28 protein-coding genes are annotated in these 24,874 nt (G+C 70.1%); 11 read left to right on the top strand and 17 right to left on the bottom strand.

Features of this window, described 5'->3' with window-relative positions:
* The first annotated feature begins 28 nt into the window (after positions 1–28).
* From lepA to CBQ26_RS05855, 3 genes are all read left to right on the top strand, one after another.
* A complete protein-coding gene (gene lepA / locus CBQ26_RS05865) occupies positions 29–1,858 on the top strand; it encodes a translation elongation factor 4 (protein WP_088247943.1) in 1,830 nt (609 codons plus the stop codon).
* A gap of 509 nt (positions 1,859–2,367) precedes the next feature.
* Complete coding sequence (locus tag CBQ26_RS05860) at positions 2,368–4,062, top strand: PhoX family protein (protein ID WP_088247578.1); 1,695 nt, start codon at positions 2,368–2,370, stop codon at positions 4,060–4,062.
* Positions 4,059–4,391 (top strand): hypothetical protein, encoded by a 333-nt coding sequence (locus tag CBQ26_RS05855; protein ID WP_229844010.1) that lies wholly within the window; start codon positions 4,059–4,061, stop codon positions 4,389–4,391. The genes CBQ26_RS05860 and CBQ26_RS05855 overlap by 4 nt, the downstream gene beginning before the upstream one ends.
* A 200-nt stretch (positions 4,392–4,591) precedes the next feature.
* Here the strand turns inward: CBQ26_RS05855 and CBQ26_RS05850 are convergent, their stop codons facing one another.
* From CBQ26_RS05850 to CBQ26_RS05835, 4 genes are all read right to left on the bottom strand, one after another.
* Positions 4,592–5,689, bottom strand: coding sequence for a polyamine ABC transporter substrate-binding protein (locus CBQ26_RS05850; protein WP_088247577.1), 1,098 nt, complete (start codon positions 5,687–5,689; stop codon positions 4,592–4,594).
* Positions 5,686–6,495 (bottom strand): ABC transporter permease, encoded by an 810-nt coding sequence (locus tag CBQ26_RS05845; protein ID WP_088247576.1) that lies wholly within the window; start codon positions 6,493–6,495, stop codon positions 5,686–5,688. Before CBQ26_RS05845 ends, CBQ26_RS05850 begins: the two co-directional genes overlap by 4 nt.
* 94 nt (positions 6,496–6,589) lie before the next feature.
* Positions 6,590–7,417 (bottom strand): ABC transporter permease, encoded by an 828-nt coding sequence (locus CBQ26_RS05840; RefSeq protein ID WP_088247575.1) that lies wholly within the window; start codon positions 7,415–7,417, stop codon positions 6,590–6,592.
* Between the two features lie 88 nt (positions 7,418–7,505).
* Positions 7,506–8,579, bottom strand: coding sequence for an ABC transporter ATP-binding protein (locus CBQ26_RS05835; RefSeq protein WP_229844009.1), 1,074 nt, complete (start codon positions 8,577–8,579; stop codon positions 7,506–7,508).
* Between the two features lie 240 nt (positions 8,580–8,819).
* On the opposite strand from CBQ26_RS05835, the gene CBQ26_RS05830 reads away from it, so the two are divergent.
* Positions 8,820–9,413 (top strand): hypothetical protein, encoded by a 594-nt coding sequence (locus tag CBQ26_RS05830; RefSeq protein WP_191299454.1) that lies wholly within the window; start codon positions 8,820–8,822, stop codon positions 9,411–9,413.
* A gap of 6 nt (positions 9,414–9,419) precedes the next feature.
* Complete coding sequence (locus tag CBQ26_RS05825) at positions 9,420–10,313, top strand: poly(ethylene terephthalate) hydrolase family protein (RefSeq protein ID WP_088247573.1); 894 nt, start codon at positions 9,420–9,422, stop codon at positions 10,311–10,313.
* Positions 10,314–10,349: 36 nt separating this feature from the next.
* Here CBQ26_RS05825 and CBQ26_RS05820 read toward each other — a convergent pair whose 3' ends face one another.
* Together CBQ26_RS05820 and map are read right to left on the bottom strand one after the other, a co-directional pair.
* Positions 10,350–11,018 (bottom strand): pentapeptide repeat-containing protein, encoded by a 669-nt coding sequence (locus tag CBQ26_RS05820; protein WP_088247572.1) that lies wholly within the window; start codon positions 11,016–11,018, stop codon positions 10,350–10,352.
* A complete protein-coding gene (gene map / locus CBQ26_RS05815) occupies positions 11,019–11,780 on the bottom strand; it encodes a type I methionyl aminopeptidase (RefSeq protein ID WP_172417930.1) in 762 nt (253 codons plus the stop codon).
* Between the two features lie 66 nt (positions 11,781–11,846).
* On the opposite strand from map, the gene CBQ26_RS05810 reads away from it, so the two are divergent.
* From CBQ26_RS05810 to CBQ26_RS05795, 4 genes are read left to right on the top strand one after another with little or no spacing between them, the layout of a single operon-like run.
* A complete protein-coding gene (locus CBQ26_RS05810; RefSeq protein ID WP_088247570.1) occupies positions 11,847–12,734 on the top strand; it encodes a M55 family metallopeptidase in 888 nt (295 codons plus the stop codon).
* Positions 12,735–12,785: 51 nt separating this feature from the next.
* Positions 12,786–13,235: a hypothetical protein gene (locus tag CBQ26_RS05805; RefSeq protein ID WP_088247569.1), complete on the top strand. Its 450-nt coding sequence runs from the start codon at positions 12,786–12,788 to the stop codon at positions 13,233–13,235.
* A gap of 47 nt (positions 13,236–13,282) precedes the next feature.
* Entirely contained in the window at positions 13,283–13,708 is a 426-nt protein-coding gene (locus CBQ26_RS05800; protein WP_229844007.1) for a GNAT family N-acetyltransferase, read from the top strand.
* 36 nt (positions 13,709–13,744) lie between these two features.
* Positions 13,745–14,245, top strand: a complete 501-nt coding sequence (locus CBQ26_RS05795; RefSeq protein WP_088247568.1) for a hypothetical protein — start codon at positions 13,745–13,747, stop codon at positions 14,243–14,245.
* 3 nt (positions 14,246–14,248) lie between these two features.
* Here the strand turns inward: CBQ26_RS05795 and CBQ26_RS05790 are convergent, their stop codons facing one another.
* From CBQ26_RS05790 to ispG, 3 genes are read right to left on the bottom strand one after another with little or no spacing between them, the layout of a single operon-like run.
* Entirely contained in the window at positions 14,249–14,698 is a 450-nt protein-coding gene (locus CBQ26_RS05790) for a hypothetical protein (RefSeq protein WP_088247567.1), read from the bottom strand.
* A gap of 2 nt (positions 14,699–14,700) precedes the next feature.
* Positions 14,701–15,090 (bottom strand): DUF4259 domain-containing protein, encoded by a 390-nt coding sequence (locus tag CBQ26_RS05785; RefSeq protein WP_088247566.1) that lies wholly within the window; start codon positions 15,088–15,090, stop codon positions 14,701–14,703.
* The gene (gene ispG / locus CBQ26_RS05780; RefSeq protein WP_172417929.1) at positions 15,087–16,310 is read right to left on the bottom strand and encodes a flavodoxin-dependent (E)-4-hydroxy-3-methylbut-2-enyl-diphosphate synthase; all 1,224 of its coding nucleotides are present in this window, start codon (positions 16,308–16,310) and stop codon (positions 15,087–15,089) included. The genes CBQ26_RS05785 and ispG overlap by 4 nt, the downstream gene beginning before the upstream one ends.
* Positions 16,311–16,600: 290 nt before the next feature.
* Between ispG and CBQ26_RS05775 the strand changes: the two genes are divergently transcribed.
* Both CBQ26_RS05775 and CBQ26_RS05770 read left to right on the top strand, forming a co-directional pair.
* Positions 16,601–18,421, top strand: coding sequence for an alpha-amylase family glycosyl hydrolase (locus CBQ26_RS05775; RefSeq protein ID WP_088247564.1), 1,821 nt, complete (start codon positions 16,601–16,603; stop codon positions 18,419–18,421).
* A gap of 60 nt (positions 18,422–18,481) precedes the next feature.
* Complete coding sequence (locus CBQ26_RS05770) at positions 18,482–18,865, top strand: NADH-quinone oxidoreductase subunit 15 (RefSeq protein ID WP_088247563.1); 384 nt, start codon at positions 18,482–18,484, stop codon at positions 18,863–18,865.
* 301 nt (positions 18,866–19,166) lie between these two features.
* On the opposite strand, the gene CBQ26_RS05765 is transcribed toward CBQ26_RS05770, so the two are convergent.
* The 8 genes from CBQ26_RS05765 to CBQ26_RS05730 form a co-directional block, all read right to left on the bottom strand.
* On the bottom strand, positions 19,167–19,628 hold the full coding sequence (locus CBQ26_RS05765) for a divergent PAP2 family protein (RefSeq protein WP_088247562.1): 462 nt from the start codon (positions 19,626–19,628) through the stop codon (positions 19,167–19,169).
* On the bottom strand, positions 19,612–20,535 hold the full coding sequence (locus CBQ26_RS05760) for a bifunctional 5,10-methylenetetrahydrofolate dehydrogenase/5,10-methenyltetrahydrofolate cyclohydrolase (protein WP_229844006.1): 924 nt from the start codon (positions 20,533–20,535) through the stop codon (positions 19,612–19,614). The genes CBQ26_RS05765 and CBQ26_RS05760 overlap by 17 nt, the downstream gene beginning before the upstream one ends.
* Positions 20,532–21,056, bottom strand: a complete 525-nt coding sequence (gene nusB, locus CBQ26_RS05755) for a transcription antitermination factor NusB (RefSeq protein ID WP_088247561.1) — start codon at positions 21,054–21,056, stop codon at positions 20,532–20,534. The genes CBQ26_RS05760 and nusB overlap by 4 nt, the downstream gene beginning before the upstream one ends.
* The gene (locus tag CBQ26_RS05750; RefSeq protein WP_088247560.1) at positions 21,053–21,406 is read right to left on the bottom strand and encodes an Asp23/Gls24 family envelope stress response protein; all 354 of its coding nucleotides are present in this window, start codon (positions 21,404–21,406) and stop codon (positions 21,053–21,055) included. Before CBQ26_RS05750 ends, nusB begins: the two co-directional genes overlap by 4 nt.
* A gap of 105 nt (positions 21,407–21,511) precedes the next feature.
* On the bottom strand, positions 21,512–23,560 hold the full coding sequence (gene ligA / locus CBQ26_RS05745) for an NAD-dependent DNA ligase LigA (RefSeq protein WP_088247559.1): 2,049 nt from the start codon (positions 23,558–23,560) through the stop codon (positions 21,512–21,514).
* Positions 23,561–23,639: 79 nt separating this feature from the next.
* Entirely contained in the window at positions 23,640–24,239 is a 600-nt protein-coding gene (locus CBQ26_RS05740; RefSeq protein ID WP_088247558.1) for a type 1 glutamine amidotransferase family protein, read from the bottom strand.
* On the bottom strand, positions 24,236–24,442 hold the full coding sequence (locus tag CBQ26_RS05735) for a hypothetical protein (RefSeq protein WP_088247557.1): 207 nt from the start codon (positions 24,440–24,442) through the stop codon (positions 24,236–24,238). The genes CBQ26_RS05740 and CBQ26_RS05735 overlap by 4 nt, the downstream gene beginning before the upstream one ends.
* Complete coding sequence (locus tag CBQ26_RS05730) at positions 24,439–24,828, bottom strand: DUF3208 domain-containing protein (RefSeq protein ID WP_172417964.1); 390 nt, start codon at positions 24,826–24,828, stop codon at positions 24,439–24,441. Before CBQ26_RS05730 ends, CBQ26_RS05735 begins: the two co-directional genes overlap by 4 nt.
* Positions 24,829–24,874: the final 46 nt, after the last annotated feature.

The following is a 24,874-nucleotide window of genomic DNA, read 5'->3' as shown; positions in this document are numbered from 1 at the left end:
TCCGCAGCGCAGCGCCCGGTCTGAATGCCTGAAATGCACTAGACTGCTCTGTGTGAACGTCAGGAACTTCTCCATCATCGCCCATGTGGACCACGGGAAATCGACCCTCGCGGACCGCATCATGGAGCGTCTGGGCGCGATGACCGAGCGCGACAAGCGCGACCAGACCCTCGATACGCTCGAACTCGAACGCGAGCGCGGCATCACCATCAAATCCACGCCCGTCCGCCTCCAGTACACCCGCCCCGCGCAGGAGGACGGCACGGGCGGCGACACGTACACCTTCAACCTGATCGACACGCCCGGCCACGTGGACTTCAACTACGAGGTCTCCCGATCCCTGGCGGCCTGCGAGGGCGTGCTGCTGCTCGTGGACGCCTCGCAGGGCGTCGAGGCGCAGACCATCGTGAATGCGTACCTCGCCATCGACAACAACCTGGAGATCGTGCCGGTCGTCAACAAGATCGACCTGCCGGCCGCCGACCCGGAAGGCGCGGCGCAGGAACTCGAGGAGGTCATCGGCATTCCCGCCGAGGACGCCGTGTTCGCGTCCGGCAAGTCGGGCATCGGCATCACCGAGATCCTGGACGCCATCGTGGACCGCATCCCCGCGCCCAGCGGCGACCCCGAGGCCCCGCTGAAGGCTCTGATCTTCGACTCGTTCTTCGACGCGTACCAGGGCGTGATCCTGTTCGTGCGGGTGCTGGAAGGCACCCTGACGCCCAAGGATCAGATCCGCCTGATGAACGCCGGCAAGAACTTCGAGGTGGACAAGGTCGGCACCTTCAGCCCCGGACTGGTCGTCGGCGAGTCCCTCCCGGCCGGTTCGGTCGGCTGGGTCGCCGCCGGCATCAAGGACATCCAGGACGCGCAGGTCGGCGACACCCTGACCGGCCGCGAACGGCAGACGCCCGAGGCGTTCCCCGGCTTCAAACCCGCGCAGCCCGTGGTGTTCTCGGGTCTGTACCCGACCGACACCGAGGACTACCGCAAACTGCGCGACGCGCTGGAGAAACTGAAACTGAACGACGCGGCGTTCTCCTTCGAGCCCGAGACGAGCGAGGCGCTGGGCTTCGGCTTCCGCTGCGGCTTCCTGGGCCTGCTGCACGCCGAGATCATCCAGGAACGTCTGGAACGCGAGTACGACCTGGACCTGATCGCCACCGCGCCCGCCGTGGTGTACCGCGTGACCCTCACGAACGGCAGCGTGTTCGAGACGCAGAACCCGGCCGAGTTCCCAACCCGCGACCGCATCGAACTCGTCGAGGAACCGTACATCAAGCTCAGCATCATGCTGCCCGAGGAGCACGTCGGGCCGGTCATGCAGCTGCTACAGGAACGCCGTGGGTCCATGATCACCATGAACTACGTCGGCAAGCGCGTGGAGCTGCTGTACGAGGTGCCGTTCGCGGAGATCCTGTACGACTTCCACGACCGCCTCAAGAGCATCAGCCGTGGGTACGCCAGCATGGATTACGAGCAGCTCGGCTACCGCGAGGGCGACCTGCGCAAGGTCGACATCATGGTGAACAACGAGGTCATCGACGCGCTCGCCGTGATCGTGCACGAAACCAAGACGTACAGCCTGGGCCGGAAGATCGTGGACAAGATGGCCGAAGTCATCCCCCGCCAGATGTTCCCGGTGCCCGTGCAGGCCGTGATCGGCGCGAAGATCATCGCGCGCGCCACCGTGAAGGCCTTCCGCAAGGACGTGCTCGCCAAGTGCTACGGCGGCGACATCAGCCGCAAGAAGAAACTGCTGAACAAACAGAAGAAAGGCCGCGCCCGCATGAAGCAGTTCGGGACGGTCGAGGTGCCGCAGGAAGCGTTCCTGGCGGTCCTCAGCACCGACGAGTAACCCAGGGAGCCGGATCGCCCCGCCCTGCGTCCAGACGGACGTGCGGCGGGGTGCTTCATCAATGGTGCGGACAGGTTCATCACTTCCGGGCAGACCAGCGGTGAACACGCCGTGTTGGCCCCTCCCCCTTGAGGGGGGAGGCTGGGAGGGGGTGAGCAGGCATGGCGTGACAGAAGACGTGTTCCACGCTTGTCCCCTCTGACGCTTGAACAGCGTCCACACCATTGCTGATCCGGACTGCCGTTTGTTTCGCTGGCAATCCGGAACTGCACCCGATGGCCGGCTCCAGTCCGGAGGGCCGTGTTGCTCCCACTCTGCGGGGCAGCTCTACGAGTCGCTCGGCTCGGAGTGAGGGGCCGTTGCACCCCCTTCAATCGGAGTCCGTTTGACCTGCAACGCACAGTCCGGCGGCGGGTGATCGCCTGACCCCGGTTCAACTGCGACTCGCATGACATTCGGCTGACCGGACGCTGAAGGTCCGCTGACCCGGCGCACCCAGACTGTTCATCATGACTTCACAGGACAAGGTTGAATCCAGCTTCTGGCACCGTCTGCTCGACACCCGCCTGACCCGCCGCACGGCGATCGGGAGCGCCGCCGCGACGGCCGCCGCCGTGACCCTGCCCCTGAACATCGCCGAGGCGCAGGCGAACAACGGCGGCCCCTCCACGGTGGACGCCAGGAAAGTCAAGCCTCAGACGGTCGCGCCGTTCAAGCCGGTGCCCGTGACGGGCGCGGACGCCCTGACGCTGCCGGCCGGGTACCGCTATCAGGTGCTGGCCCCGTGGGGTGAGAAGTTCACGAACGACGGGCGCGAGATCGGCTTCAACCACGATTACGTGGGGTACTTCCCGATCGACATGCTCGAGGGTGGGCAGAGCAGCACCGACGCGCTGCTGACCATCAACCACGAGTATGTCAACGCGCTGTTCGTGGGTGGGAACACCAAGGAGCGCACGCCCGCGCAGGTGAAGGCCGAGATGGAAGCCGTGGGCGTGAGCGTGGTGCGGGTCCGCCGCGAGGGCAGCGAGTGGAAGGTCGTGCCGGACGCCCGCAACCGCCGCATCGACGCGCTGACCGACATCGAACTGACCGGCCCGGCGCGCGGTTCGGCCGCCGTGAAGGGCGCCACGATGGTCAAGGGCAGCGTGGGCAACTGCTCGGGCGGGCAGACGCCGTGGGGCACGCTCCTGACCTGCGAGGAGAACGTGGACGGCTACACCAAGGCCTGGGCGGGCAGCGGGTACGAGGCCATGCACCAGGGCTGGGTGACCGAGATCGATCCTTTCGATCCGGCCTGGACGCCCAAGAAGCGCACGGGCATGGGCCGCTTCCGGCATGAGAACGTGGCGATCACGGTCGCGGCGGACGGCCGCGTGGTCGGGTACATGGGTGACGACATGCAGGACGCCTGCGTGTACAAGTTCGTGTCGCGCGGCCGGTACAACCCGGCGGACCGCGCCGCGAACCTGAAGCTGCTCGAGGACGGCGACCTGTACGTGGCGAACTTCGGGAACGGGAGCTGGGTGCTGCTGGACTACGACCGCAACCCGAAACTGAAGGACGCCAAGGGCGCGGACGGCAAGGCGCTGTTCGGCAGTCAGGCAGACGTGCTGGCCGACGCCCGCGCCAGCGCCCTGGCAGTCGGCGGGACGCCCGTGGACCGGCCCGAGGACATCGAGATCCACCCCCGTACCGGCGAGGTGTACGTCGCCCTGACGAACAACTCCAAGCACGGGAACTACTTCGGGCAGATCATCAAGTTCCGCGAGGCGAAGGACGACTGGACCGCCACGACGTTCCTGTGGGAAGTGTTCGCGGTGGGCGGCCCGCAGAGCGGCTTCGCCAGCCCCGACAACCTGGTGTTCGACCCGTACGGGAACCTGTGGATGGTCACCGACAACAGCGACCTGAGCAGCAATCCCATCAAGGGATTCCACGGGAACAACGCCATGTTCTTCTTCGCGACCGAAGGCCCGGACGCCGGGAAGGCGCAGCGCTTCGCGATCGGCCCGGTGGACGCCGAGATGACCGGCCCCGTCTGGAGCCCCGACGGCAAGACGCTGTTCCTGGCCATTCAGCACCCCGGCGAGGACAGCGAGAGCCTGGACAAGCTGCGCTCGAACTTCGCGGCGAAGCCCGGCACGAACGTCCCGCGCCCCACGCTGGTCGCCATCGAGGGCTTCCCGGGCTGGAAAGCGTGAGCGCCGTGAGCCTGCCGCCGCTGAAAGCCCCGTGGATCGTGGGCCGCGCGCCGCTGCTGGAGCACGCCGCCGACGAGTTCCTGAACGAGGTGACCCGCCAGCGCCCCTGGACGCGCGCCCGCGCCGAGGAACTGCTGGAAGCCCTGGACAGTTTCCTGGGCCGCCCGGCGCCCCTGCGGGCCTTCACCCGCGCGACCGGTGAGGCGTGGCTGCGCGCCCTGCACGAATCCGAACGCGACGAGGCCCGCGAGCTGATCGGCGAGTTCCGCGCGTACATGCGTGACTGGGGCTGGCTGGACGCCCTGCACCCCGTGAACCAGCCGGACTGAACCGGACTCCGATTGAATGGGCTGCACAGCCCGTTCAATCCGAGCGGATGCGAGCAGGAGAGAAACGGGTTCCGGACGTGGAGCCGGCAATCCGGTGAAGTTCCGGATTGTTGGCGAAACAGACGGAATCCGTATGACGCCCGACCAAGAACAAGGCGCCCCCACGTTCAGCGGGGGCGCCTTGCTTGTGGGCTGCGTGTTCAGCGGCTCTTGAGTTCCGTCCAGATGCGGTCGTACAGGCGTTGTGGGCGGCCGGTGGGCAGCTCGCCGATAAAGTCCAGGCGGCCGTCCGTGAGCCACGCGGCGGGCGGGTTCAGGGCGGGAATGTCCTTCAGGAAGTCGTCGAGGAGGGGTTGCGCGGCGGCGTTCGGGGTGGCGTAGTAGGTGTAGTTGCTGAGTTGCGCGCCGTTGTCGGCGTCGAGCAGGTAGTCGATGAAGCGGTGCGCGAGGTCCGGGTTGGGACTGCGCCTGAGGACGACCAGGGTGTCCATGCTGATGGTGGTGCCCTGGCGGGGCAGCAGGACCTGCACGTTCTCGTCTTCCTCGGTGGCGATCAGCAGGTCGCCCACGTAGATCTGCCCGAGGTCGATCTGCCGGGCCAGGAGTTTGTTGCGGGTGCCGGGGCCGCCGTCGAAGCCCTGGAAGCCCTTCTTGGCGACCGCGCGGCGCAGCAGGTCGCGTGCCTGCCGCAACTGGGCGACGTCGGTGGTGTTGGCGCTGAAGCCCAGGTACTTGAGGGCCGCGCCGATCACCTCGCGCGGGTCGTCGAGCAGGACGAAGGTGCGGGTGTCGTCGGGGCCGAAGATCTCGGCCCAGGTGTCCTGCGGCACGTAGCGTTCCCGGTTGTAGGCCAGTCCGGTCGCGGCGTACTGGTACGGCACGGAGTAGCGGTTGCCGGGGTCGTAGGCGGCGTTCAGGAAGCCGGGCGCGATGTTCTTCAGGTTCGGCAACCGGGACTTGTCCAGCGGCCGGAGCAGTCCGGCGCGGGCCATGGTCTGCACCACGTAGTTGCTGGGCACGGCGATGTCGTACTGCGCGCCGCCGCCCTGCAACTTGGCGAGCATGGCCTCGTTGCTCTCGAAGGTGTCCAGCACGACGCGCACGCCGTTCTGTTTCTCGAAGGCGGTCACGAGGTCCGGGTCGATGTACTCGGACCAGATGAACACCCGCAGTGTCCTGCCGTCGCCGCGCGTGACGGGCGCGGCCGTCGGATCAGGGGTCGCGGCGGGTTTCTGGACGCGGTAACAGCCGCTCAGCAGGACCGGGACGAGCAGGGCGGCCAGGGCGGCGCGTTTCATGGCTGCCTCCGGGGGCGCAGCAGGGCGTTCGCGGCGACGATGGCGACCACCGTGACGAGGACCAGCAGGGCGCTCAGAGCATTGATGTCCGGCGTGACGCCGCGCTTGACGTTCGTGTAGATCAGGACCGGCAGCGTGCTGAAGCCCGACCCGCTCGTGAAGTACGTGACCACGAAGTCGTCCAGTGACAGCGTGAACGCCAGCAGCGCGCCCGCCAGCACGCCCGGCAGCGCCAGCGGCAGGACGACGTGCGTGAACGAGCGCAGGCCAGTGGCGCCCAGGTCCCGCGCGGCCTCCTCCAGTTCCGGGCCGTACCCGGCGAGCCGCGAGCGGACGGTCAGGGCCACGTAACTGATCTGGAAGGTCACGTGAGCCAGCAGCACCGTCCAGAAGCCGTTGTCGAAGGTCCAGCCCAGGCGTTCCAGGCCCGAACGCACGAACGCGTAGAACATCAGCAGGCTCACGCCCATCACCACGTCCGGAATGACGATCGGCAGGACCAGCAGGCCCGTCAGGGCCGTGCGGAAGCGCAGCGTGTACCGCCACAGGCCCAGGCCCACCAGGGTGCCCAGCACCGTGCTGATCAGCGTACTGACCACCGCCACGGTCAGGGTGTTCGTGAGGGCCTCGCGCACGTCCGCGCGGGCGAACAGCACCCCGTACCACTTGGTGGTGAAGCCCGCCCAGGTCGCCCCGAAGCGCGAATCGTTGAACGAGAACACGACCAGCACGATGATCGGCAGGTACAGGAAGGCGTACACCAGCCACGCCCACACACTCAGGGCCGGATGCGTCCGCCGGATCATGGGGCCCTCCGGGCCGTTGACAGGTGATGGTTGATGGTTGATGGACCCTCTTTCGACCATCGACCATCGACCTTCAACCGTGCGCGTAGCGCACTCATACGAGTTCCTCCAGGCCTTTCTGTCCGGCGCGGCGGGCGTAGCTCCACAGGCCCAGCAGCACCATGCCCATGAGCAGGAAGCTCAGGGCGCTGCCGTACGGCCAGTCGCCGGCCTGCCCGAACTGGTTCTGGATGAGGTTCCCGACCATGGCGGTCTTCGCGCCGCCCAGGATGTCGCTGACCACGAAGGTTCCCAGCGCCGGGATGAAGGTCAGCAGGATGCCTGCCACGAGGCCCGGCAGGGTCTGCGGGAACACGGCGGTCATGAAGGCCCGCAGGGGGGGCGCGCCGAGGTCCTGCGCGGCTTCCAGCAGGCGCCAGTCGATCTTCTCGACGCTGGAGTACACCGGCAGCACGAAGAACGGCACGAACGCGTACACCATGCCCAGCAATGTGGCGCTCAGGCTGGGGACCAGATCGAAGGGCCGCAGGATCAGGATCCAGGCGTACACGCGGATCAGGAAGTTCGTCCAGAACGGGATGATCAGCAGCAGCAGCAGCAGGTTCTTGCGCCGCGCGTCCTGCCGGGCGATGTAGAACGCCAGCGGGTAGCCCATCAGCACGCACAGCGCCGTACTGAGGCCCGCCACCCACACGCTGCGCCACAGCACGCGCGCGTTGTCGGCCGTCCACTCCTGGAACAGCGCGTCGTACCCGAACACCCGCCCCCACGCCTCCAGCGTCCACGGGCCGCCCACCTGCGCGAGGTCCGTGCGGGTCAGGAACGAGTACCCCAGCATCACCAGCGCCGGCACGATCAGGAACGCCGCCAGCCACAGCGTCCCCGGCCCCAGCGTGGCGAAGAAGCGCCGGACCGTCAGCACTGTGCACCTTCGGTGCGGTAATGGTCGATGGTTGATGGTTGATGGAACACCCCTCTATCAACCATCAACTTTCGACTTTCAACCCCCGTCATGCTTCTTCCAGCACGACGAGGTTGTCGGGCGGGAGGTACAGGGCGACCTGTTCCTCGTAGTCGAAGTCCTCGTCGGCGCCGATGTCGGCGTTCAGCTGGAACACCACGAGCTGCTGGCCGCCGGCGCGCAGCAGGTACTGGTTCTCGGCGCCGGTGTACACGATGTCGTCCACGGTGGCGCGGATCTCGTTGCCTTCGGTCTCGTCGTCGCGTTCCATGCGCAGTTTCTCGGGCCGGACGGACAGCGTGACGTTCTGGCCGGGGCGCAGGCCCTCGCCGTGCGTGGTGCGCAGCGGGCCGTGCACGGTCTGCACGGTGGCGCCTTTGCCGTCCACGCTCAGGACGGTGCCCTCGATCAGGTTGCTGCTGCCCAGGAAGTTCGCCACGAACGCCGTCCTCGGGCGCTCGTACAGTTCCTCGGCGCGGCCCAGCTGTTCCACCCGGCCCCGGTTCATGACGGCGATGCGGTCACTCATGACCAGCGCCTCCTCCTGGTCGTGCGTGACGAACACGAAGGTCATGCCCAGGCTTTCTTGCAGGTTGGCGAGTTCCACCTGGAGTTCCTTGCGCAGTTTCAGGTCCAGCGCCGAGAGCGGCTCGTCGAGCAGCAGCACCTGCGGTTCGTTCACGATGGCGCGGGCCAGTGCCACGCGCTGCCGCTGCCCGCCGGACAGCTGGTCCGGGCGGCGAGAGGCGAAATCCGCGATGCGCACGCGCTCCAGGGCCTGCATGACGCGGGTGCGGGCCTGCGCGGCGGGGACGCCCTTCATCTTCAGGCCGAACGCGACGTTGTCCTGCACGCTCAGGTGCGGGAACAGCGCGTAACTCTGGAAGACGGTGTTCACGTTGCGCAGGTGCGGCGGCACGCCCGTCATGTCCTGCCCGCCGATGATGACCTGCCCGGCGTCCGGCTGCTCGAAGCCCGCCAGGATGCGCAGCAGGGTCGTCTTGCCGCACCCGCTGGGGCCCAGCAGGCTGAAGAACTCGCCCCGCCGGATATCCAGGTCGATGTCGTCGAGCACGCGCGTCTCGCCGCCCGACGGCGACCTGAAGCTCTTGAATACGTCCACGACACTGACGGCCGCGTCGGCGGACAGTTCACGCGCGCGCTTTCCCCTGAACGAGACGCCGGTTATGGAAGGGACCTCTGAATCAGACTCATACGGGGAATTTTAACCGCGTGGACGCAGCCGGGGTCTGCACTCCGCCTTAAGGGTGACGCGGGGCACGGCGGGGCGGCGGTACGCTGGCCGGGTTCCGCCACTGGTCCGTCCCCCCCGATTCCAATCGAGTTCCAATCGAGGTTCGCTGTGGAAGACACGCTGGTTCCCCTGTTCTTTTTCGGTGCGGTGTTCGGTTTTCCGCTGGTGCGCCGCACCCTGATTCACCGGCACCGGCTGGAGCTGCTGCGCGCCCAGCGGACCCCCGCGCCGGCCACGCCCGGCCCGGACGGCCCGCCCGACGACGCGCCGGGGCTGGCGCTGCGGCTGCCGGAACCGCACCGGCTGTACACGCTGGCGCTGCTGTGCCGCCTGCAGGACGCCCCCGCGACCCTGGAGCCGCACACGCGGGCGCTGCTGCACCAGATCCGCTTCGAGTACCTGCCGGACACGCTGCGCAGTTACCTGAACCTGACGCCCGCCGCCCGTGGGCAACTCCGGGCCGGTGGACGCGACCCGGACGCCCTGCTGCGCGAGCAGCTGGAACACCTGAGCAGCGGCGCGCAGGACGCCCTGAACCGCGATCACGGCAGCGCCAGCCGCCTGCTGACGCAGGGCCACTACCTGCGCGCCCGCTTCGAGACGGGCCGGCCGGAAGGTGCCCTGCTGCCCGTCCCGCTCCAGCCCGAGCTGACAGGCAGGTCAGGTGCTCTTGACGGCCCGCACCGGAACCGGACAGACTGATCTGGAATGAAAAACTTGACTGTCGGCCTTGCCCTGACCGTCCTCCTGGCTGCCTGCGCGGGCGTGCAGTCACCGCCCGGCGCGGCCCCGCAGGACCAGCCTGTGACCACCCAGGCCGTCAACCCCTTCGAGCGTGGCCCCGCCCCCACCACCGCCAGCCTGGAAGCGACGCGCGGGCCGTACGCGACCAGCTCGACCAGCGTGTCCCGGTTGCGGGTCAGCGGGTTCGGGGGCGGCACCATCTATTACCCGACGACCACCAGCGACGGCACCTTCGGCGCGGTCGCCGTGTCCCCCGGCTACACCGCCACGCAGAGCAGCCTGTCGTGGCTGGGGCCGCGCCTCGCCTCGCAGGGGTTCGTGGTGTTCATCATCGACACGAACACCATCTACGACCAGCCGTCCTCGCGCGGCACGCAACTTCTGGCGGCGCTGCGGTACCTGACCGGCAGCAGCGACGTGCGCGGCCGCATCGACCCGAACCGGCTGGCCGTGATGGGCCACAGCATGGGCGGCGGCGGCAGTCTGGAAGCCGCCAAGACCAACCCCGCCCTGAAGGCCGCCGTGGCCCTGACCCCCTGGAACACCGACAAGACCTGGCCGGAACTGCGCACGCCCACCCTGATCATCGGCGCGCAGTCCGACACGGTCGCGCCGGTCGCCTCGCACTCGGTGCCGTTCTACACCAGTCTGGCCGCCACGCTGCCCCGCACGTACCTGGAACTGCGCGGCGCCAGCCACTTCGCGCCGAACACGTCGAACACGCCCATCGCGCGGGCCAGCGTGGCTTGGCTCAAACGCTTCGTGGACAACGACCTGCGCTACAGCCCGTTCCTGTGCCCCGCCCCGGCCGTCGGCACCACCTACTCGGACGTGCGCAGCAGCTGCCCGTTCAACTGACCGGCGCGGTGGTCTGGGACTGAGACGAACCGGTGGTCAGCGAAGGGCGTCCGGGTCCGGGAGGCTCTCCCCCACCCGGACGCCCAGCAGGTGGGCGAGGTCCGGCAGCTGCGCGGCGTCCACGGTCACGCCCTCCAGTTCGCGGGGCGTGACGCGCAGGCCGCGCAGGTCACTGGAGCGCAGGTCGGCCCCGGCCAGCCGCGCGCCGCGCAGGTCCGTGCGGGGCAGGCGGCACCCCCGCAGGATCAGGCCCGGCAGGTCGGCGTCCATGAAGACGGCCTCGGTCAGGTCGCAGTCGTCCAGGCGCAGGTGGGCCGCGTCGGCCTTCACCCACACGCTCAGGGGGGCGGCCACGCGGCTCAGGGTCACGTGCCGCAGGCGCGCGTGGGCGGCCTGCACGCCCAGCAGGCGGCAGTCCGTGAACTGCACGCGTTCCAGGGCCGCGTCTTCCAGGCGGGCGCCGCTCAGGTCGCAGCCCTCGAAACGCACGTCGGTCAGGCGCACGCCGCGCCAGTGGACGCCGGTCAGGTTCACCCGCCGGAACACGCAGCCCTGGAAGGTCACGGCGTTCAGGGCCTCCGCGCCGGTCAGGTCGCCTTCCAGCGCCAGCCCCCGGTACACGGTCTCGCTTTCCAGCGGGCCGGGCGGCGGGGCACGCAGGCCGCCGCGCGGGAATTTCGGGGCGTTCGGGCGGGTCGGGTCCATTTACAGCGTGAGGATCTCGTAGCCCTTGTCCGTGACGACCAGGGTGTGCTCGAACTGCGCGCTGGGCTGCCCGTCGGCGGTGGTGACGGTCCAGCCGTCGGCCTGCAGGCGCGTCTCGGGGCGGCCCAGGTTGATCATGGGTTCCACCGTGAACACCATGCCCGGCTGGAGTTTCAGGCCGGTGTAGCGCGCGCCCCAGTGGTAGATGGTGGGTTCCTCGTGCAGGCGTTTGCCGATGCCGTGCCCGGTATACTCGCGGACCACGCTGTACCCGCGCGCCTCGGCGAGGGTCTGGATGGCGTGCCCGATGTCGCCGGTGCGGGCGTTCGGGCGGATGACGTCCAGCCCCGCTTTCAGGCACTCGCGGGTGGTGTCCACGAGGCCCTGCACGTCCGCGCTGACCTGCCCGACCGTGTAGGTGTAGCAGGCGTCGCCGTACACGCCGTTCATCAGCACGCCGATGTCCACGCCGACCACGTCGCCTTCCTTCAGTTCACGGCCGTCGGGGATGCCGTGGCAGATGACCTCGTTCACGCTGGCGCAGATGGTGCCGGGGAAGGGGTTGTTCTTCGGGCCGTAGCCCAGGTAGGCGGGCGTGGCGCCAGCGCGGCGGATGTGTTCCTCGGCCAGGGTGTCGAGTTCTTTCAGGGTGACGCCGGGCTTCACGTGCGGCTCCAGCACGCGGAACGTCTCCGCGACGAGCGCCCCGGCGCGGCGCATGGCTTCGATCTCTCGGGCGGATTTCAGGGAAACGCGGCTCATAACGCATGAGGCTAACACGGCCCGGCCGTGCCCTTCCCTGCCGCGCGTCACGGTACCCTGGCCCCCATGAGTGACCAGCAGAGCGGCACAGGGGCGCGCAGCATCGTGATCAGCGTGGACATGGAAGGCGTGACCGGCGTTTCCAGCTGGGTGCAGGTCAGTCCGCCCGAGTTCGGCGGGCTGGTGAGCGGCGCCGAGTACGAGCGGGCGCGCGAACGCATGACCCTGGAGGCCGCCGCCGCCGCGCAGGGTGCGCTGGACGCCGGGGCGACCGACGTGCTCGTGAACGACAGTCACGACACCATGCGCAACCTGATCCCGGAACTGCTGCCGGACGGAGTGCGCTTTACCAGCGGGAACGACAAGCCCCTGAGCATGGTGCAGGGCGTGCAGGAGGCTGGCGTGCTGGGCCTGCTGTTCGTGGGGTACCACGCGCGGGCCGGAAGCGTGCGCGGGCCGCTGGCGCACACCTGGAACGGCTTCATCCGCGACGTGCGCGTGAACGGCGCGAGCACCGGCGAGTACGGCCTGAACGCCCTGCTGGCCGGGCATTACGGCGTGCCCGTGCTGTTCGCCTGCGGGGACGACGTGGCCATGACGGAAATCACCGCGGAACTGGGCGAGGGGGTGGTCACGGTGCCGGTCAAGGAGGGCCTGAGCAGTTTCGCGGCCACGCACCTGCACCCGCGCGAGGCGCAGCGCCGCATCCGCGACGGCGCGTTCCGGGCCGTGACGCAGGCGCTGCACTCGCCGCCCGAACCGTACGGCACGCGTTTCCCGGCCGCCGCGCAGCTGAGTTTCGACCATCAGGCCCGCGCGGACGCCTGCGAACGCGTGCCCGGCATCACCCGCATCGACGCCGTGACGGTCGGCTGGGAGAGCGAGAACGCCTTCCACCTGTTCCAGACGTTCCGGATGCTGGCCAGCGTGGCCGCCGTGCGCCTGAACGCCTGAACGCGCGCAATCCTGCGCACATCCTCATGCGGCGTCCGCTAGCCTGAATGCATGCGCCGCACCCTGACCGCCCTGAGCCTCGCCGCCACCCTCACCGCCCCTGCCAGCGCCGCCGTCGTGTGGGCCGGCGTGGACGCCACCACGAGCGGGTACGGCGTGCACGTCGGCAGCGCCCTGCTGCCCATCCCGTTCATCGGTACGGTCGGCGTGGAAGGCAGCGCCGAACGCCCCTGGCAGACGACCGACACCTCATACAACCGCCTGGCCGCCGGCGTGACCCTGCGCGACCTGAACCTCCCGCTGACGAAGGTGGATGCCTTCGCCACCGTCGGTGGGCAACTCACCGTCCCCACCGCGCAGGGAGGCGAGAACCGCTTTGCGCTGTACGGCGAGACCGGCCTGCGCGGCCCCGTGTTCGGCCCCGCCGGGTGGCGCGCGTTCGTGCGGGCCAGCAGCGCCGGCCAGATCGGCGCGGGCGTTGGCCTGGAACTGCGCTTCTGACCGCAGCTGCCCCCACCTGCCCGGCCGTCCTCTGACAGACTGGGCCGGTGACCACCGAACCCGCCTACACCCTGCACACCACCCTGGACCGCGTCACGCCGGGGCAGTTGCAGGGCTTTTTCGTGGACTGGCCCAATCCGCCCGCGCCCGAGACGTTCCTGCGCCTGCTGCGCGGGTCGTACCGCGTCGTGCTGGCCGTGCATGACGGTCAGGTCATCGGCTTCGTGCAGGCGATCAGCGACGGGGTGCTGACCGCGTACATTCCGCTGCTGGAAGTCCTGCCCGCTTGGCAGGGACGGGGCGTGGGCCGCGCCCTGATGACCCGCATGCAGGCCGAACTGCGGCACCTGTACGCCGTGGACCTCGGCTGCGACGACAACCTCGTCCCGTACTACGAGGCGCTGGGGATGCGGCGGGGCAACCTGATGTTCACCCGCAACTACGCGCGGCAGGACGGGTCGCCCACCGGGTGAAACGGCCGGCGGCCGCGCCGCGTACTCCCTACCGTGGTGACCTTCGATCCGACGCTGCTCCTGATGTACCTGCTGGCCGGGCTGCTGGCCGTCACGGCGCACGAGTTCGCGCATGTGCTGCTGCCGCTGCGGGCCGGGGCGTCCGGCGTGCGCGTGCAGCTCGGGGTGGATGGGGGCCGGTCCGTGGCGCGGTTCCGGTTGGGGCGGATCGCGGTGGACGTGCGCCCGTACCCGTTCTGGATAGGCCGCGCCCACTGGGATCACGCGACCGTGACCCCGGCCACCTGGGCGTGGGCCATCGCCCTCGGGCCGCTCAGTTCCGCCGCGCTGTGCGCCCTGGGCGCGCTGCTGTGGCGCGGCGGAGGCGACCTGACCGGTCTGTTCGGGCAGGCGCTGGCCGTGTTCGCCGGACTTCAGGCCCTCGTGACCGCTATGCCCGTCCGCTACCCCGCCTGGATGGGTATGGGCGCAGGCATGCCCAGCGACGGGCGGCAACTCCTCGACCACTGGCAGGGACGGCAGCAGGCACACGCCTGAGCGTCACCAGTACCGGAACAGCAGGTCGCCGCGCGTCCAGCCCAGGTGCCGCGCGCCCTTCGCCGCGCCGGGTGGCAGGCGGTCGAGGTCGGCGCGGTCGGGTGTTCCGTTCAGCCACGCGGCGTCCGGGACGAGCCAGCCGCATGCCTGCCACCACGCGGTCAGGCCGGGCGGGTTCAGGTAGGGCGCGAAGGTGGCCGCCGGATGCGTGGCGTCCGTGAGGGTCAGCAGTGGCCAGTCGGTGTGTGCGAGCAGCCTCACCGCTGCCCCGCCCGCCGCAGGTCGGAGGGTCTGACCCCGCACGCCCGTCAGGGGGTCGTCGTGTAGCCCGCCGACGAACGCCCAGCCGGATTCACGGGCGCAGCGGTGCAGGTCGGCAGTCAGACGGGCCGGGGCGTGCGGGTCCGCGCGGGTCAGGTCGTCCCGCAGCCAGGGCAGCACGCCCGGTTCCACGTTCAGCTCAGCGCGGCGCGCAGGCGCTGGATGTCGCCCTGCCACGCGTCGGCGTCCTCGCTGTCCTCCCACAGGTCCGGGAGTTCGCTGCCGGGGCCGAGGACGCGGTCCAGGGCTTCCAGCGCGTGTTCCCGCAGGTGCGTGAGTTCGGTGGGGTCAGCGCCCTGCACCCAGGCGCGCAGGGCGGCGTCGGTCAGGGCGCTGGTGTCGCCGGTCAGGACGGCAGCCAGCGTCTCGGCGGCGGCGACGGCGCGGTGGCCTTCCTCGGCCTCCAAGTAGTCGTTGTCGGGGTCCAGCGCCACGTCGAAGGCTTCCGCCAGGGCGTAGGCGCCGTCCTGCGCGATCTCGGCGGCGGCCTCGTTCTGGAAGGGGCCGACGCCCCAGGCGCTCATGCGGGGGCCTCGCTGCGGCCGTAGCGCTGCTCGACGTATTTTTCCATCAGTTCCTGGAAGTCCTCTGCGATGCGGGGGCCGCGCAGGGTGGTCAGGAGTCTGCCGTCCTGGTAGACGGGCGCGCGGGGGTCCTCGCCGGTGCCGGGCAGGGAGATGCCGATGTTGGCGTGTTTGCTCTCGCCGGGGCCGTTCACGATGCAGCCCATGACGGCGACCTGCATGTCCTCCACGCCGGGGTATTTCGCTTTCCAGTCGGGCATGGTGTCGCGGATGTAGTCCTGGATCTTCTGGGCGAGTTCCTGGAAGAAGGTGCTGGTGGTGCGGCCGCAGCCGGGGCAGGAGGTGACCTGCGGGAGGAACTGGCGGATGCCGAGGCTCTGGAGGATCTGCTGGGCGACCTCGACTTCCAGTTTGCGGCTCGCGCCGGGTTCCGGGGTGAGGCTGACGCGGATGGTGTCCCCGATGCCCTCGATCAGCAGGGGGGCGAGGGCGGCGCTGCTGGCGACGATGCCTTTCATGCCCATGCCCGCCTCGGTCAGGCCGAGGTGCAGGGGGTAGTCGCACAGCGGGGCCAGCTGGCGGTACACCTGCCAGAGTTCCGGGGCAGAGCTGACCTTCACGCTGATCAGGATCCTGTCGTGCGGCAGGCCGAGGGATTCGGCGTACGCGGCGCTCTCCAGCGCGGAGACGACCATCGCGTCGATCATGACGTCCGTGCCGGTCTTGGGGCTGCCGGCGGCGGTGTTCTCGTCCATCAGGCGGGCCAGGACCTGCTGATCCAGGCTGCCCCAGTTCACGCCGATGCGGACGGGTTTGTCGAACTCCCTGGCGACCTCGATCATGGTGGCGAAGTTCGCATCGTGGTGCTGTCCGGCGCCGACGTTGCCGGGGTTGATGCGGTACTTGGCGAGCAGGCGCGCCGTTTCGGGAAATTCGCGCAGGAGGATGTGGCCGTTGTAGTGGAAGTCCCCGACGATGGGCACCTCGATCCCGACCTCTTTCAGGCGGGCGACGATGTCGGGAATGGCGGCGGCGGCCTCTCGGGTGTTGACGGTGACGCGCACGATCTCGCTGCCCGCCCGGACGAGCTGCGCGATCTGGATGGCGGTGGCTTCGGCGTTGGCGGTGTCGGTGTTCGTCATGGACTGCACGACGACCGGGTGGGCGCTGCCCACCATGACCCCTCCCACGTTGACGCTGACGGTCTGGCGACGCTTCATGCCGCCCAGTGTACGCGGCGCCATGCGGGATGGTCAGGAAGCAGCGTTACGCCCGCCTGCGACAGCCCGCCCCCGCTCCCACTTGACCGCGGGGGGCGGGGAGCTTCAGACTGTGGCGCAAAGTTCAAAGGCAACGCTTGCCCGCCGGGCACGACCTTGGCCGCACTGCTGAACGCAGGGTGCGCTGAGACCGTGCCCGGCGTCCTTTCTGCTGCGCCGCCCGCGTGGGCGTCCCGCTTTCCCGCTTCTTTCCTGTCCCGACTGGTTCGGTTCCGTTTCCGGAGGTTTTCATGTCCGTCTTTCCGCTTCTGTCCACCCAGCACGACCACACGCCCGCCTACACCGAGACGCTGGGGGCGCCGCTGGGCGGCTCAGTGCGCGTGCGTGTCCGCACGACCCTGAGCGTCACGGCCGTGCACCTGAAGTTCGTGCGGGTCGGTGAGATCGAGTCCGTCCCGGCGCGCGAGGTCACGCCGCTCGGGGACGCGCCGGGCCGCTGGTTCGAGGCGGACCTGCCGGTCCACGAGGGCCGCGTGCGGTACTCCTGGCAGCTGAACTTCACGAACGATCACCTGCACCTGACGGCGCTGGGCCTGCACCGCACGCGCCGGGGGTTCCGGTCGTGGTTCACGTACCTGACGGGCCATGCGGCGCCCGAGTGGGCGTGGGAGAGCGTGTTCTACCAGATCTTCCCGGACCGTTTCCGCAACGGCGATCCCGGCAACGACGTGCAGACCGGCGAGTACGTGTACGGGGACCGCGTGGTCGAACGGGTCGAGTGGTCCACGCCCATCGACAGCTGGGGGGACATTCACGGGCATTACGGCGGGGACCTGAACGGGGTCACGCAGGCGCTGCCGTACCTGACGGACCTGGGCGTGACGGGGTTGTGGCTCACGCCGATCTTCGTGTCGCCCAGCAACCACCGGTACGACATCACCGATTACCGGCACGTGGACCCGCACCTGGGTGGCGACGGGGCCTGGGACGAACTGGTGCGCGCCTCTGAACAGGCGGGCGTGCGGATCGTGCTGGACGGCGTGTTCAACCACGTCGGGAACGAGAACGCCCTGTTCCGCGCGGCCATGGACGCCGAGGACGCCCCGGAACGCGCCATGTTCACGTGGCGGGACGAGCCGGGCAAACTGCCGTACCACGCGTTCTTCGACGTGCCGACCCTCCCGAAGATCGATTACCGCAACGGGGCGGCCGTGCAGGAGTTCTTCAGCGGCGAGGAGAGCGTCGTGCGGCACTGGCTGCGGCGCGGCGCGGCCGGCTGGCGGCTGGACGTGGCGCACATGATCGGCACGGGCGGCACGGACGAGGACAACCTGCCGCTGCACCGCACCCTGAAACGCGCGGCGCGTGAGGAACGCCCGGACGCGTACGTGTTCGGCGAGCGCTTCTATGACCCGGAGCACGCGCTGGACGGGCAGGGCGAGGACGGCAGCATGAACTACCACGGGTTCGGCCTGCCGGTCATGCAGTGGCTGGCGCGGGCGAACATGACCTTCGAACCCAGCGCGCTGGGCGGCGAGGAACTCACGGAGATCCTGTGGGACGCGTACCACGCGCTGCCCGCGCAGGTGGCCCTGAGCATGTTCAACGTGCTGGAATCGCACGACATTCCGCGCGCCCTGTACCGCCTGGGCAACGACCGCACGCGCTTCCTGGCGGGCGTGACGCTGCTGATGGGGTACGTGGGCGTGCCCTGCACGTACTACGGCAGCGAGGTGGGCGTGACGCAGTCCCGTGACGGGTCCATGCCCTGGTGCCGCGAGTCCATGCCGTGGGACGAGTCGCAGTGGGACACGGACCTGCGCGGCCGCATGAAGGCCCTGATCGCCGTGCGCCGGAAGTCGCTGGCGTTGCAGCGCGGCGGCCTGCGCTTCCTGCATGCCGAGGAGGACGCCGTGGCGTTCCTGCGCGAGTACACCCACGCGGACGGACGGGCCGAGCGGGCGGCCGTGATCGCCAGCCGCCGTCCCGGCGCGCACGAGGTCACGCTGTCCCTGCCGGACGGCGAGTGGCGGGACGCCGTGACGGGCGAGGTGTTGCGCGGCGGTCACGTCACGCTGGATGCCAGCGGGGGGCGCGTGCTGCTGGGCTGACGGCAGCCAGGGGGGCGGGCAGGCTGACGGCGCGGGCCGGGTGGAGTATGCTCGTGTCACATGTCACATGCAGATGATTCGGCGCTGTACACGCAGTGGGTCACGCTTCTGGGCTGGCTGGAGGGCAGCGCGGCGGCGCGCGGGCTGTCGTTCGAGAAGGTCGCGGACTTCCCGGACTACATCTACCGCATGGAACGCCCCTACGACCTGCCCACCACCGTCATGAGCGTCAGTGTGGGCGTGGGCGGTCAGCCGCTGCTGATCGCGGCCGTCAGCCCGCGCCACGTCGACCTGAAGGGCGTGTCGCTGCGCCTGATGGGCGGCAGCAAGCACTGGCACCTGCACGCCGGAACCGGCGGCACGCTGCTGGAAGGCAGGCGGCCCTTCACGCGCGAGCGGCTGGAGGCCCTGCTGGACGGCGCGCTGCGCGGCGTCGCCGTGTAGTACAGGCTTCGCCTGATACGGATTCCGTTTGTTTCGCCAACAATCCGGAACTTCACCGCCCCTGCCGGCTCCACGTCCGGAGGGGCGTGTTGCTCCTTCTCTGCGGAGCAGCTCTACGAGTCGCGTCCGCTCGGATTGAATGGGTTGCAAAGACCATTCAATCGGAGTCCGTATGACATCCACCCGGAAGGGTGCCGGGTGGCCTGCACGCTCCGCACTCGGAGTGCGCGCAGGAACCGGGTTCAACGCAGGAGGGACGGGTCGAACACTGGATCCGTCCCTCCTGCGGTTCCGGCGGCGTTCAGGACTGGCCGCTGAAGGCGATGAACCCGACGGCCACGCCGATCAGGCTGCCGACCAGCACCTCCAGGTAGGTGTGGCCCAGCAGGACGCGCAGCGGCAGCGGCGCGAAGCCCTCGCGGACCACGGCGCGCAGTTCGTCGACCAGGTCGTTCAGCAGGCGGGCCTGCTGGCCGCTGCTGTGGCGCACGCCGGTCGCGTCGTACATGACGATCAGGGCGAACACGGCGCTCGCGGCAAACAGCGGGCTGCCCAGGCCCTCGGTGATGCCGACGCCGGTGGTCAGGGCGGCAACCATGGCGCTGTGGCTGCTGGGCATCCCGCCGGTTTCCATGAACGCGGCGGGCCGCCAGCGGCGTTCGATCAGCAGGATCAGCAGGACCTTCAGGACCTGCGCGCCGGTGCTGCTGAGGACCGCCACCCACAGCCAGCGGTTGCCGATCAGGTCAGCGAGGGACGTCACCGCTCGCTCCGTTCCGCCGGTCGGCCGGCGTCTGCTGCGCGGCGGCCTGGACGGTGTTCATCATGAGCTGCGCGACCGTCATGGGTCCCACGCCCCCAGGCACGGGCGTGAGCGCCCCGGCCACGCCCGCCACGTCCGGGTGCACGTCACCGGTCAGGGAGGCCCTGGCGCCGTCCTGGCCGGGCACGCGGTTGATGCCCACGTCGATGACGGTCGCGCCGGGACGCACCATGTCCGGCGTGATCAGGTGCGCCTGTCCGGCCGCGACGATCAGCAGGTCGGCGCGGCGGGTCACGGCGCCCAGGTCGGGCGTGGCGCGGTGGGCGACGGTGACGGTCGCGTCGGCGTTCAGCAGCAGGCCCGCCAGGGGCCGGCCGACCAGGGCGCTGCGGCCCACGATCACGGCGTGCTGCCCCGCCACCGGGATGCGGTAGTGGTCGAGCAGGGCCATCACACCGGCGGGCGTGCAGGGGCGCAGGCCCGGCTGTCCCTGCCACAGCAGGCCGGCGCTGACCGGGTGCAGGCCGTCCACGTCCTTGCGCGGGTCGATGCAGGTCAGGGCGGCGTCGGCGTTCAGGTGGCCCGGGAGCGGCAGTTGCAGCAGCACGCCGTGAACGCCGGGGTCGGCGTTCAGGGTGCCGATCAGGGCGTGCAGGTCCGCCTGGGTGGTGTCGGCCGGGAGGGCGTGGACGCGGCTGTCCAGGCCCAGTTCGGCGGCTTTCTTCGCCTTGCCGCGCACGTAACTTTCACTGGCGGGGTCGTCACCGACCCGGATGAACGCGATGGCGGGCGTGACGGGCAGCGTGGCGGCCAGGGCGGCGGCGCGGGCGAGCAGGTCGGCGGCGGCGGGCGGGCCGGCCAGGGTCCGGGCGGTGGCCCGTCCGCCCGTCACCTGGCCGCCCGTCACCCGGCCTCTCCGTCCGGGAGGGGTGCCTGCGGCTCGGCCTGCGCGGCGGCGGGCCGTTCCTGGCTGCCCAGCGAGCGGCTCAGGCCCGCCAGCACGCCGTTCACGAAGCGGCCGGAGTCGTCGCCGCCGAACTTGCGGGCGATACGCACGGCGCTCTCGATGACGGGCGGGTGGGGTTCGGCCGTGTACATCATCTCGAAGGTGGCGAGTCGCAGGATGTTCAGGTCGGTCTGGGCCATCTGGTCGAAGCTCCAGCCGCGGATGGTGCGGCGCAGGGTCGCGTCGATGTCCGGGCGGGCGCCGCTGATGCCGCGAACGAGTTCCTGCGCGAACACCAGGGCGTCCTCGCTGAGGGCCGGGAAGGTGTCGTCGCCGCTGCGCATGGCGCCCTCGGCACGGGTGAACACGCTCTGCATGGGCAGGTCGCCCCGGTCGGCTTCGAACAGCACCCGGAACGCGAATTCGCGGGCGGCGCGGCGGGTGCCGACGGGCGCGGCGGCCTTCTCGCGGCGGCGGGTCATGCGGGGCTGCCTTTGGGCAGGCAGACGTTCTGCACGCTGACGTTCACGGCGCGGACCTTCAGGCCGGTCATGAGTTCTATGTTCTCGCGCACGGCCCGCTGGGCCTGTTCGCTCAGGCCGATCAGGCTGCGGCCGAATTCGACGTTCAGGCCGATGTCCACGGTCACGTCGTTGGCTTCGCGGGTGACGCGCAGCGCGCGGGCCTTGCGGCCGGGATTCTGGTTACGCAGCACCTCGCCGACCTTCAGGGTCGCGGCGGCGATCTCGGCGCCCTCGATGCCGTCCAGGGTGGTGGCGGCGATGTCGGTCAGGACACTCTTGCTGATTTCGATTTCGGTGTGGGTCGTCATGCTGGTCTTGCCTCCACGCGCGGGTCCGCTGCTGTTGCCCGGACCGCGCCAATACCTGCCAGTTTATACGCAACGGCGACCATTCCGGCCATTCCGGGCATGTGTTCAGCTGGCGGGGTCCGTCACGCCCCGTTCGCGCAGCACTTCGGCCAGTTCCACCTCGGTCAGGACGGTCACGCCGAGTTCCTGCGCGCGGGTCAGTTTGCTGCCCGCCTCTTCCCCGGCGATCAGGAAGCTGGTCTTGCCGGTGACGCTGCCGGTCACGCGGCCCCCGGCGGCTTCCAGTTGCGCCTTGATGGCGTCGCGCGGGCGGGTCAGTGTGCCGGTGATCACGAAGTTCAGCCCCTGCAACTGCTCGCCGCGCCGGGTGACTTCCTCGGCGGGGTTCACGCCGTGGGCGCGCAGCCGCTCCAGCACGCCGCGCATGCTGGGGTCGGCCAGGGCCGCCGTGACGCTCTGGGCGATCACGCCGCCCATGCCGGGCACGTTCTCGATCTGTTCGGGCGTGGCGGCCAGCAGGGCGTCCAGCGTGCCGAAGGCGCGGGCGAGCGCCTGCGCGTTGCGTTCGCCCACGTGGTTCATGCCGAGCGCGTTCACGAGTCGCCACAGCGGCCTGGTGCGGCTGGCGTCCAGCTGCGCGAGGATGTTCTGCGCTTTCTTGTCGCCGCCGCGTTCCAGTCCGGCCAGCTGTTCGGCGTTCAGGGTGTACAGGTCCGAGACGTCCCGCACCAGTCCGGATTCGATGAGCTGCGCGACGAGTTTCTCGCCGATGCCGCGCACGTCCATCGCGCCGCGCGACACGAAGTACCGGATGCGCTCGAAGGCCTGGGCGGGGCAGGCGGGGTTCGGGCAGTAGGTGTTCGCGTCGCCGTCGGCGCGGGTGACCTCGTGGCCGCACTCGGGGCAGTGGGTGGGGAACTCGAACGGCTGGGCGCCGTCGGGGCGTCTGTCGTGCAGGACGCGCATGATCTGCGGGATCACGCCGCCGGACTTGCGGACCACCACCGTATCCCCGATGTGCAGCCCCAGGTCCCGGATGAAGTCCTCGTTGTGCAGCGTGGCGCGGCTGACGGTGCTGCCCTCGATCAGGCGCGGCGCGAGGTGCGCGAGCGGCGCGAGTTTCCCGGTGCGGCCCACGTTCACGGTGATGGCCTCCAGGGTCGTCTCGACCTCCTCGACCGGGAACTTGTACGCGATGGCCCACCGGGGCGCGCGGCTGGTGAAGCCCGCCTCCTCCTGCAGGCGCAGCGGGTCCAGTTTCAGGACCGTGCCGTCCGCGTCGAACTCGAAGGTCTGGCGCCGGGCGGTCATGCGGGCGTGGTAGTCGGCGGCGGCGTTCAGGCCGCGCAGCGTCTCGCTGTACGCGCTGACCGGGAAGCCCTGCGCGGCCAGCCACGCCAGCACCTCGCCCTGGGTGGTGGCGGGCACGCCGTCTCGCTTGCCCAGCGAGTAGAAGATCGCGCGGAGGTTGCGGGTGCGGGTCACTTCCGGGTCCTTCTGCCGCAGCGCGCCCGCCGCGCCGTTACGGGGGTTTTTCAGCAGGGGCGTGCCGAGTTCCTCGGCCTGCTCGTTGAAGGCCGCGAAGTCCGCGCGACTCATGTACACCTCGCCGCGCACCTCCAGTTCGCCGCTCAGGCCGGGCAGGTGCGTGGGAATGCCGGGCACGGTGGCGACCTGCGCGGTCACGATCTCGCCGGTCACGCCGTTGCCGCGCGTGGCGGCCCACTGGAGTTCGCCGTTCAGGTAGTACAGGTTGACGCTCAGGCCGTCGATCTTCAGTTCGCCCGTGAAGGTGAAGTCGTCGTGGTCGGCCGGGAGGTTCAGGGCGCGGGCCAGTTTCTCGCGCCAGTCGTCCAGTTCCTCGTCACTGAAGGCGTTGTCGAGGCTGGTCATGGGGGTGGGGTGGTTGACCGGCACGAAGGCCCCGGCGGGCGCGCCGCCCACCGCCTGCGCGGGGCTCAGGTCGCGGCCGTCGGTTTCGGCGGCGCGGGCGGCCCAGTCGGGGTTCGCGGTTTCCAGGGCGCGCAGGTCGCGGGCCAGGGCGTCGTACTCGCTGTCCGGGATCTCCGGGGCGTCCTGCTCGTGGTACGCGCGGTTGTGGCGGGCGACCTCGGCCCGCAGCGCAAGGTAACGGTCAAACGCAGCCTGATCCATGCCCTCAGCGTATCATCCGGCCCCGGTTCGCCCCACACACGAACGCCGGCCGGCAGCAGGTCAGGGTCAGGCGGGAGGGTCAGGCGGGCCGGTAGCCGATCTGGTCGGCGGCCTGCGCGGCGGCCACCTCGCCCCACACCCGCGCCGCCACGTGCAGCGCCGCCTGGAGGGCCGGCAGCCCGGACGGCGTGGTCATCAGCCCCCCGTCGGTCACGACCTGCCCGGCCTGCACGCCCGCCACGCCGAAGCCCCACAGGGTGTCGCCCAGCTCGGCGGGACCGCCCACCACGCGGCCGGTCAGGGTGCCGGCCTCGCCGCACAGCAGCGTCCCGCTGCCCACCGCGCCGGTCGGCAGGGCCGCGTGCGCCGCCAGGAACGCGCGCAGCAGCGGGTCCCGGCTCGCTCGGGCCGCGCCGGGACCGCCGGGCAGCAGCAGGCCCGCCGGTTCCGGCAGCGCCGCGTACAGGACGTGCGGCGTGCTGACCAGTCCGCCCGCCGTGACGATACTGGCCCGCGAGCGGTTCACGGTCAGGGCCGCGCCCTCGCCGCCGCACAGGCGGCAGACGGTCATCATGACGCCCAGTTCCAGCTCGCTGACCCCGGCGTACACGGGGATCGCCACGACCGGCCCCGGCTCGGGCGCCGCCGCGCCGGCGGTGTCCACGGCGTCCGGGGTCATCCGCCGCGCAGGGGCCGCAGTTCCAGCGAGCGGCGCGACAGCGGCGGATGCACCTCGCCGGCGATCAGCAGCTCCTCGGCCGCCTCCTCGCTGAGGCGTTCCACCCGCAGCAGGTACGCGCGGGCCGACGCGGCCGAATCGAAGCGGCGCGGGTGCGGGTCACCCTCCACGCGCAGGTCGAACCAGTCCAGGGGCGCCGTCATAGGTCGCGCAGGTCCTCCCAGAGCTGCCAGCCGAAGCCCTGCGGCGTGGCCTCCAGCAGCGGGTCGAGCAGGCCGCTGGCGAGCGTGGCGTCCTCGTGCAGCGCCTCGTTGCTGGGCCGCTCGTCGTACACGCGCAGCACCGTGAACTGGTAGAACGCCTGCGACGCGGTCGGTTCGCCGTTCTCGAAAAAGGCGAACGGCGGGTTCACGCCGTCCCACAGGACGTGCGCGCCCTCGCTGTCGCCGCCGCTCAGGTCCAGCTCGCGCGGCAGGTAATGTTCAAGCTCGATGTCGGCGTCCTGCGGATGCCACACATACCCCTGTAGCAGGCGGACAGCAGCGCGGCCCCCGGCCTGCGGTTCACTGGTACTCACGCCGCACAGCATACCGGCTTTCGCCGCGCGCCACCCGGTCACCGCTCACGCGGCCCGC

Origin of the sequence: Deinococcus indicus (assembly GCF_002198095.1) — a bacterium.
GTDB lineage: Bacteria > Deinococcota > Deinococci > Deinococcales > Deinococcaceae > Deinococcus > Deinococcus caeni.
This window is presented reverse-complemented; position numbering and strand designations above follow the sequence as displayed.

Bases quoted from the DNA above. Each gene is read 5' to 3' on its own strand.
- CBQ26_RS05740 (WP_088247558.1), bottom strand. From the start codon at position 24,239: ATGACCCCGGACGCCGTGGACACCGCCGGCGCGGCGGCGCCCGAGCCG.
- CBQ26_RS05820 (WP_088247572.1), bottom strand. From the start codon at position 11,018: ATGGACCCGACCCGCCCGAACGCCCCGAAATTCCCGCGCGGCGGCCTG.
- CBQ26_RS05770 (WP_088247563.1), top strand. From the start codon at position 18,482: ATGTCACATGCAGATGATTCGGCGCTGTACACGCAGTGGGTCACGCTT.
- CBQ26_RS05735 (WP_088247557.1), bottom strand. From the start codon at position 24,442: ATGACGGCGCCCCTGGACTGGTTCGACCTGCGCGTGGAGGGTGACCCG.
- CBQ26_RS05785 (WP_088247566.1), bottom strand. From the start codon at position 15,090: ATGAGCGCCTGGGGCGTCGGCCCCTTCCAGAACGAGGCCGCCGCCGAG.
- CBQ26_RS05860 (WP_088247578.1), top strand. From the start codon at position 2,368: ATGACTTCACAGGACAAGGTTGAATCCAGCTTCTGGCACCGTCTGCTC.
- CBQ26_RS05810 (WP_088247570.1), top strand. From the start codon at position 11,847: ATGAGTGACCAGCAGAGCGGCACAGGGGCGCGCAGCATCGTGATCAGC.
- CBQ26_RS05850 (WP_088247577.1), bottom strand. From the start codon at position 5,689: ATGAAACGCGCCGCCCTGGCCGCCCTGCTCGTCCCGGTCCTGCTGAGC.
- CBQ26_RS05750 (WP_088247560.1), bottom strand. From the start codon at position 21,406: ATGACGACCCACACCGAAATCGAAATCAGCAAGAGTGTCCTGACCGAC.
- CBQ26_RS05730 (WP_172417964.1), bottom strand. From the start codon at position 24,828: ATGCTGTGCGGCGTGAGTACCAGTGAACCGCAGGCCGGGGGCCGCGCT.
- CBQ26_RS05805 (WP_088247569.1), top strand. From the start codon at position 12,786: ATGCGCCGCACCCTGACCGCCCTGAGCCTCGCCGCCACCCTCACCGCC.
- CBQ26_RS05845 (WP_088247576.1), bottom strand. From the start codon at position 6,495: ATGATCCGGCGGACGCATCCGGCCCTGAGTGTGTGGGCGTGGCTGGTG.
- CBQ26_RS05775 (WP_088247564.1), top strand. From the start codon at position 16,601: ATGTCCGTCTTTCCGCTTCTGTCCACCCAGCACGACCACACGCCCGCC.
- CBQ26_RS05825 (WP_088247573.1), top strand. From the start codon at position 9,420: ATGAAAAACTTGACTGTCGGCCTTGCCCTGACCGTCCTCCTGGCTGCC.
- ispG (WP_172417929.1), bottom strand. From the start codon at position 16,310: ATGAAGCGTCGCCAGACCGTCAGCGTCAACGTGGGAGGGGTCATGGTG.
- ligA (WP_088247559.1), bottom strand. From the start codon at position 23,560: ATGGATCAGGCTGCGTTTGACCGTTACCTTGCGCTGCGGGCCGAGGTC.
- map (WP_172417930.1), bottom strand. From the start codon at position 11,780: ATGAGCCGCGTTTCCCTGAAATCCGCCCGAGAGATCGAAGCCATGCGC.
- nusB (WP_088247561.1), bottom strand. From the start codon at position 21,056: ATGACCCGCCGCCGCGAGAAGGCCGCCGCGCCCGTCGGCACCCGCCGC.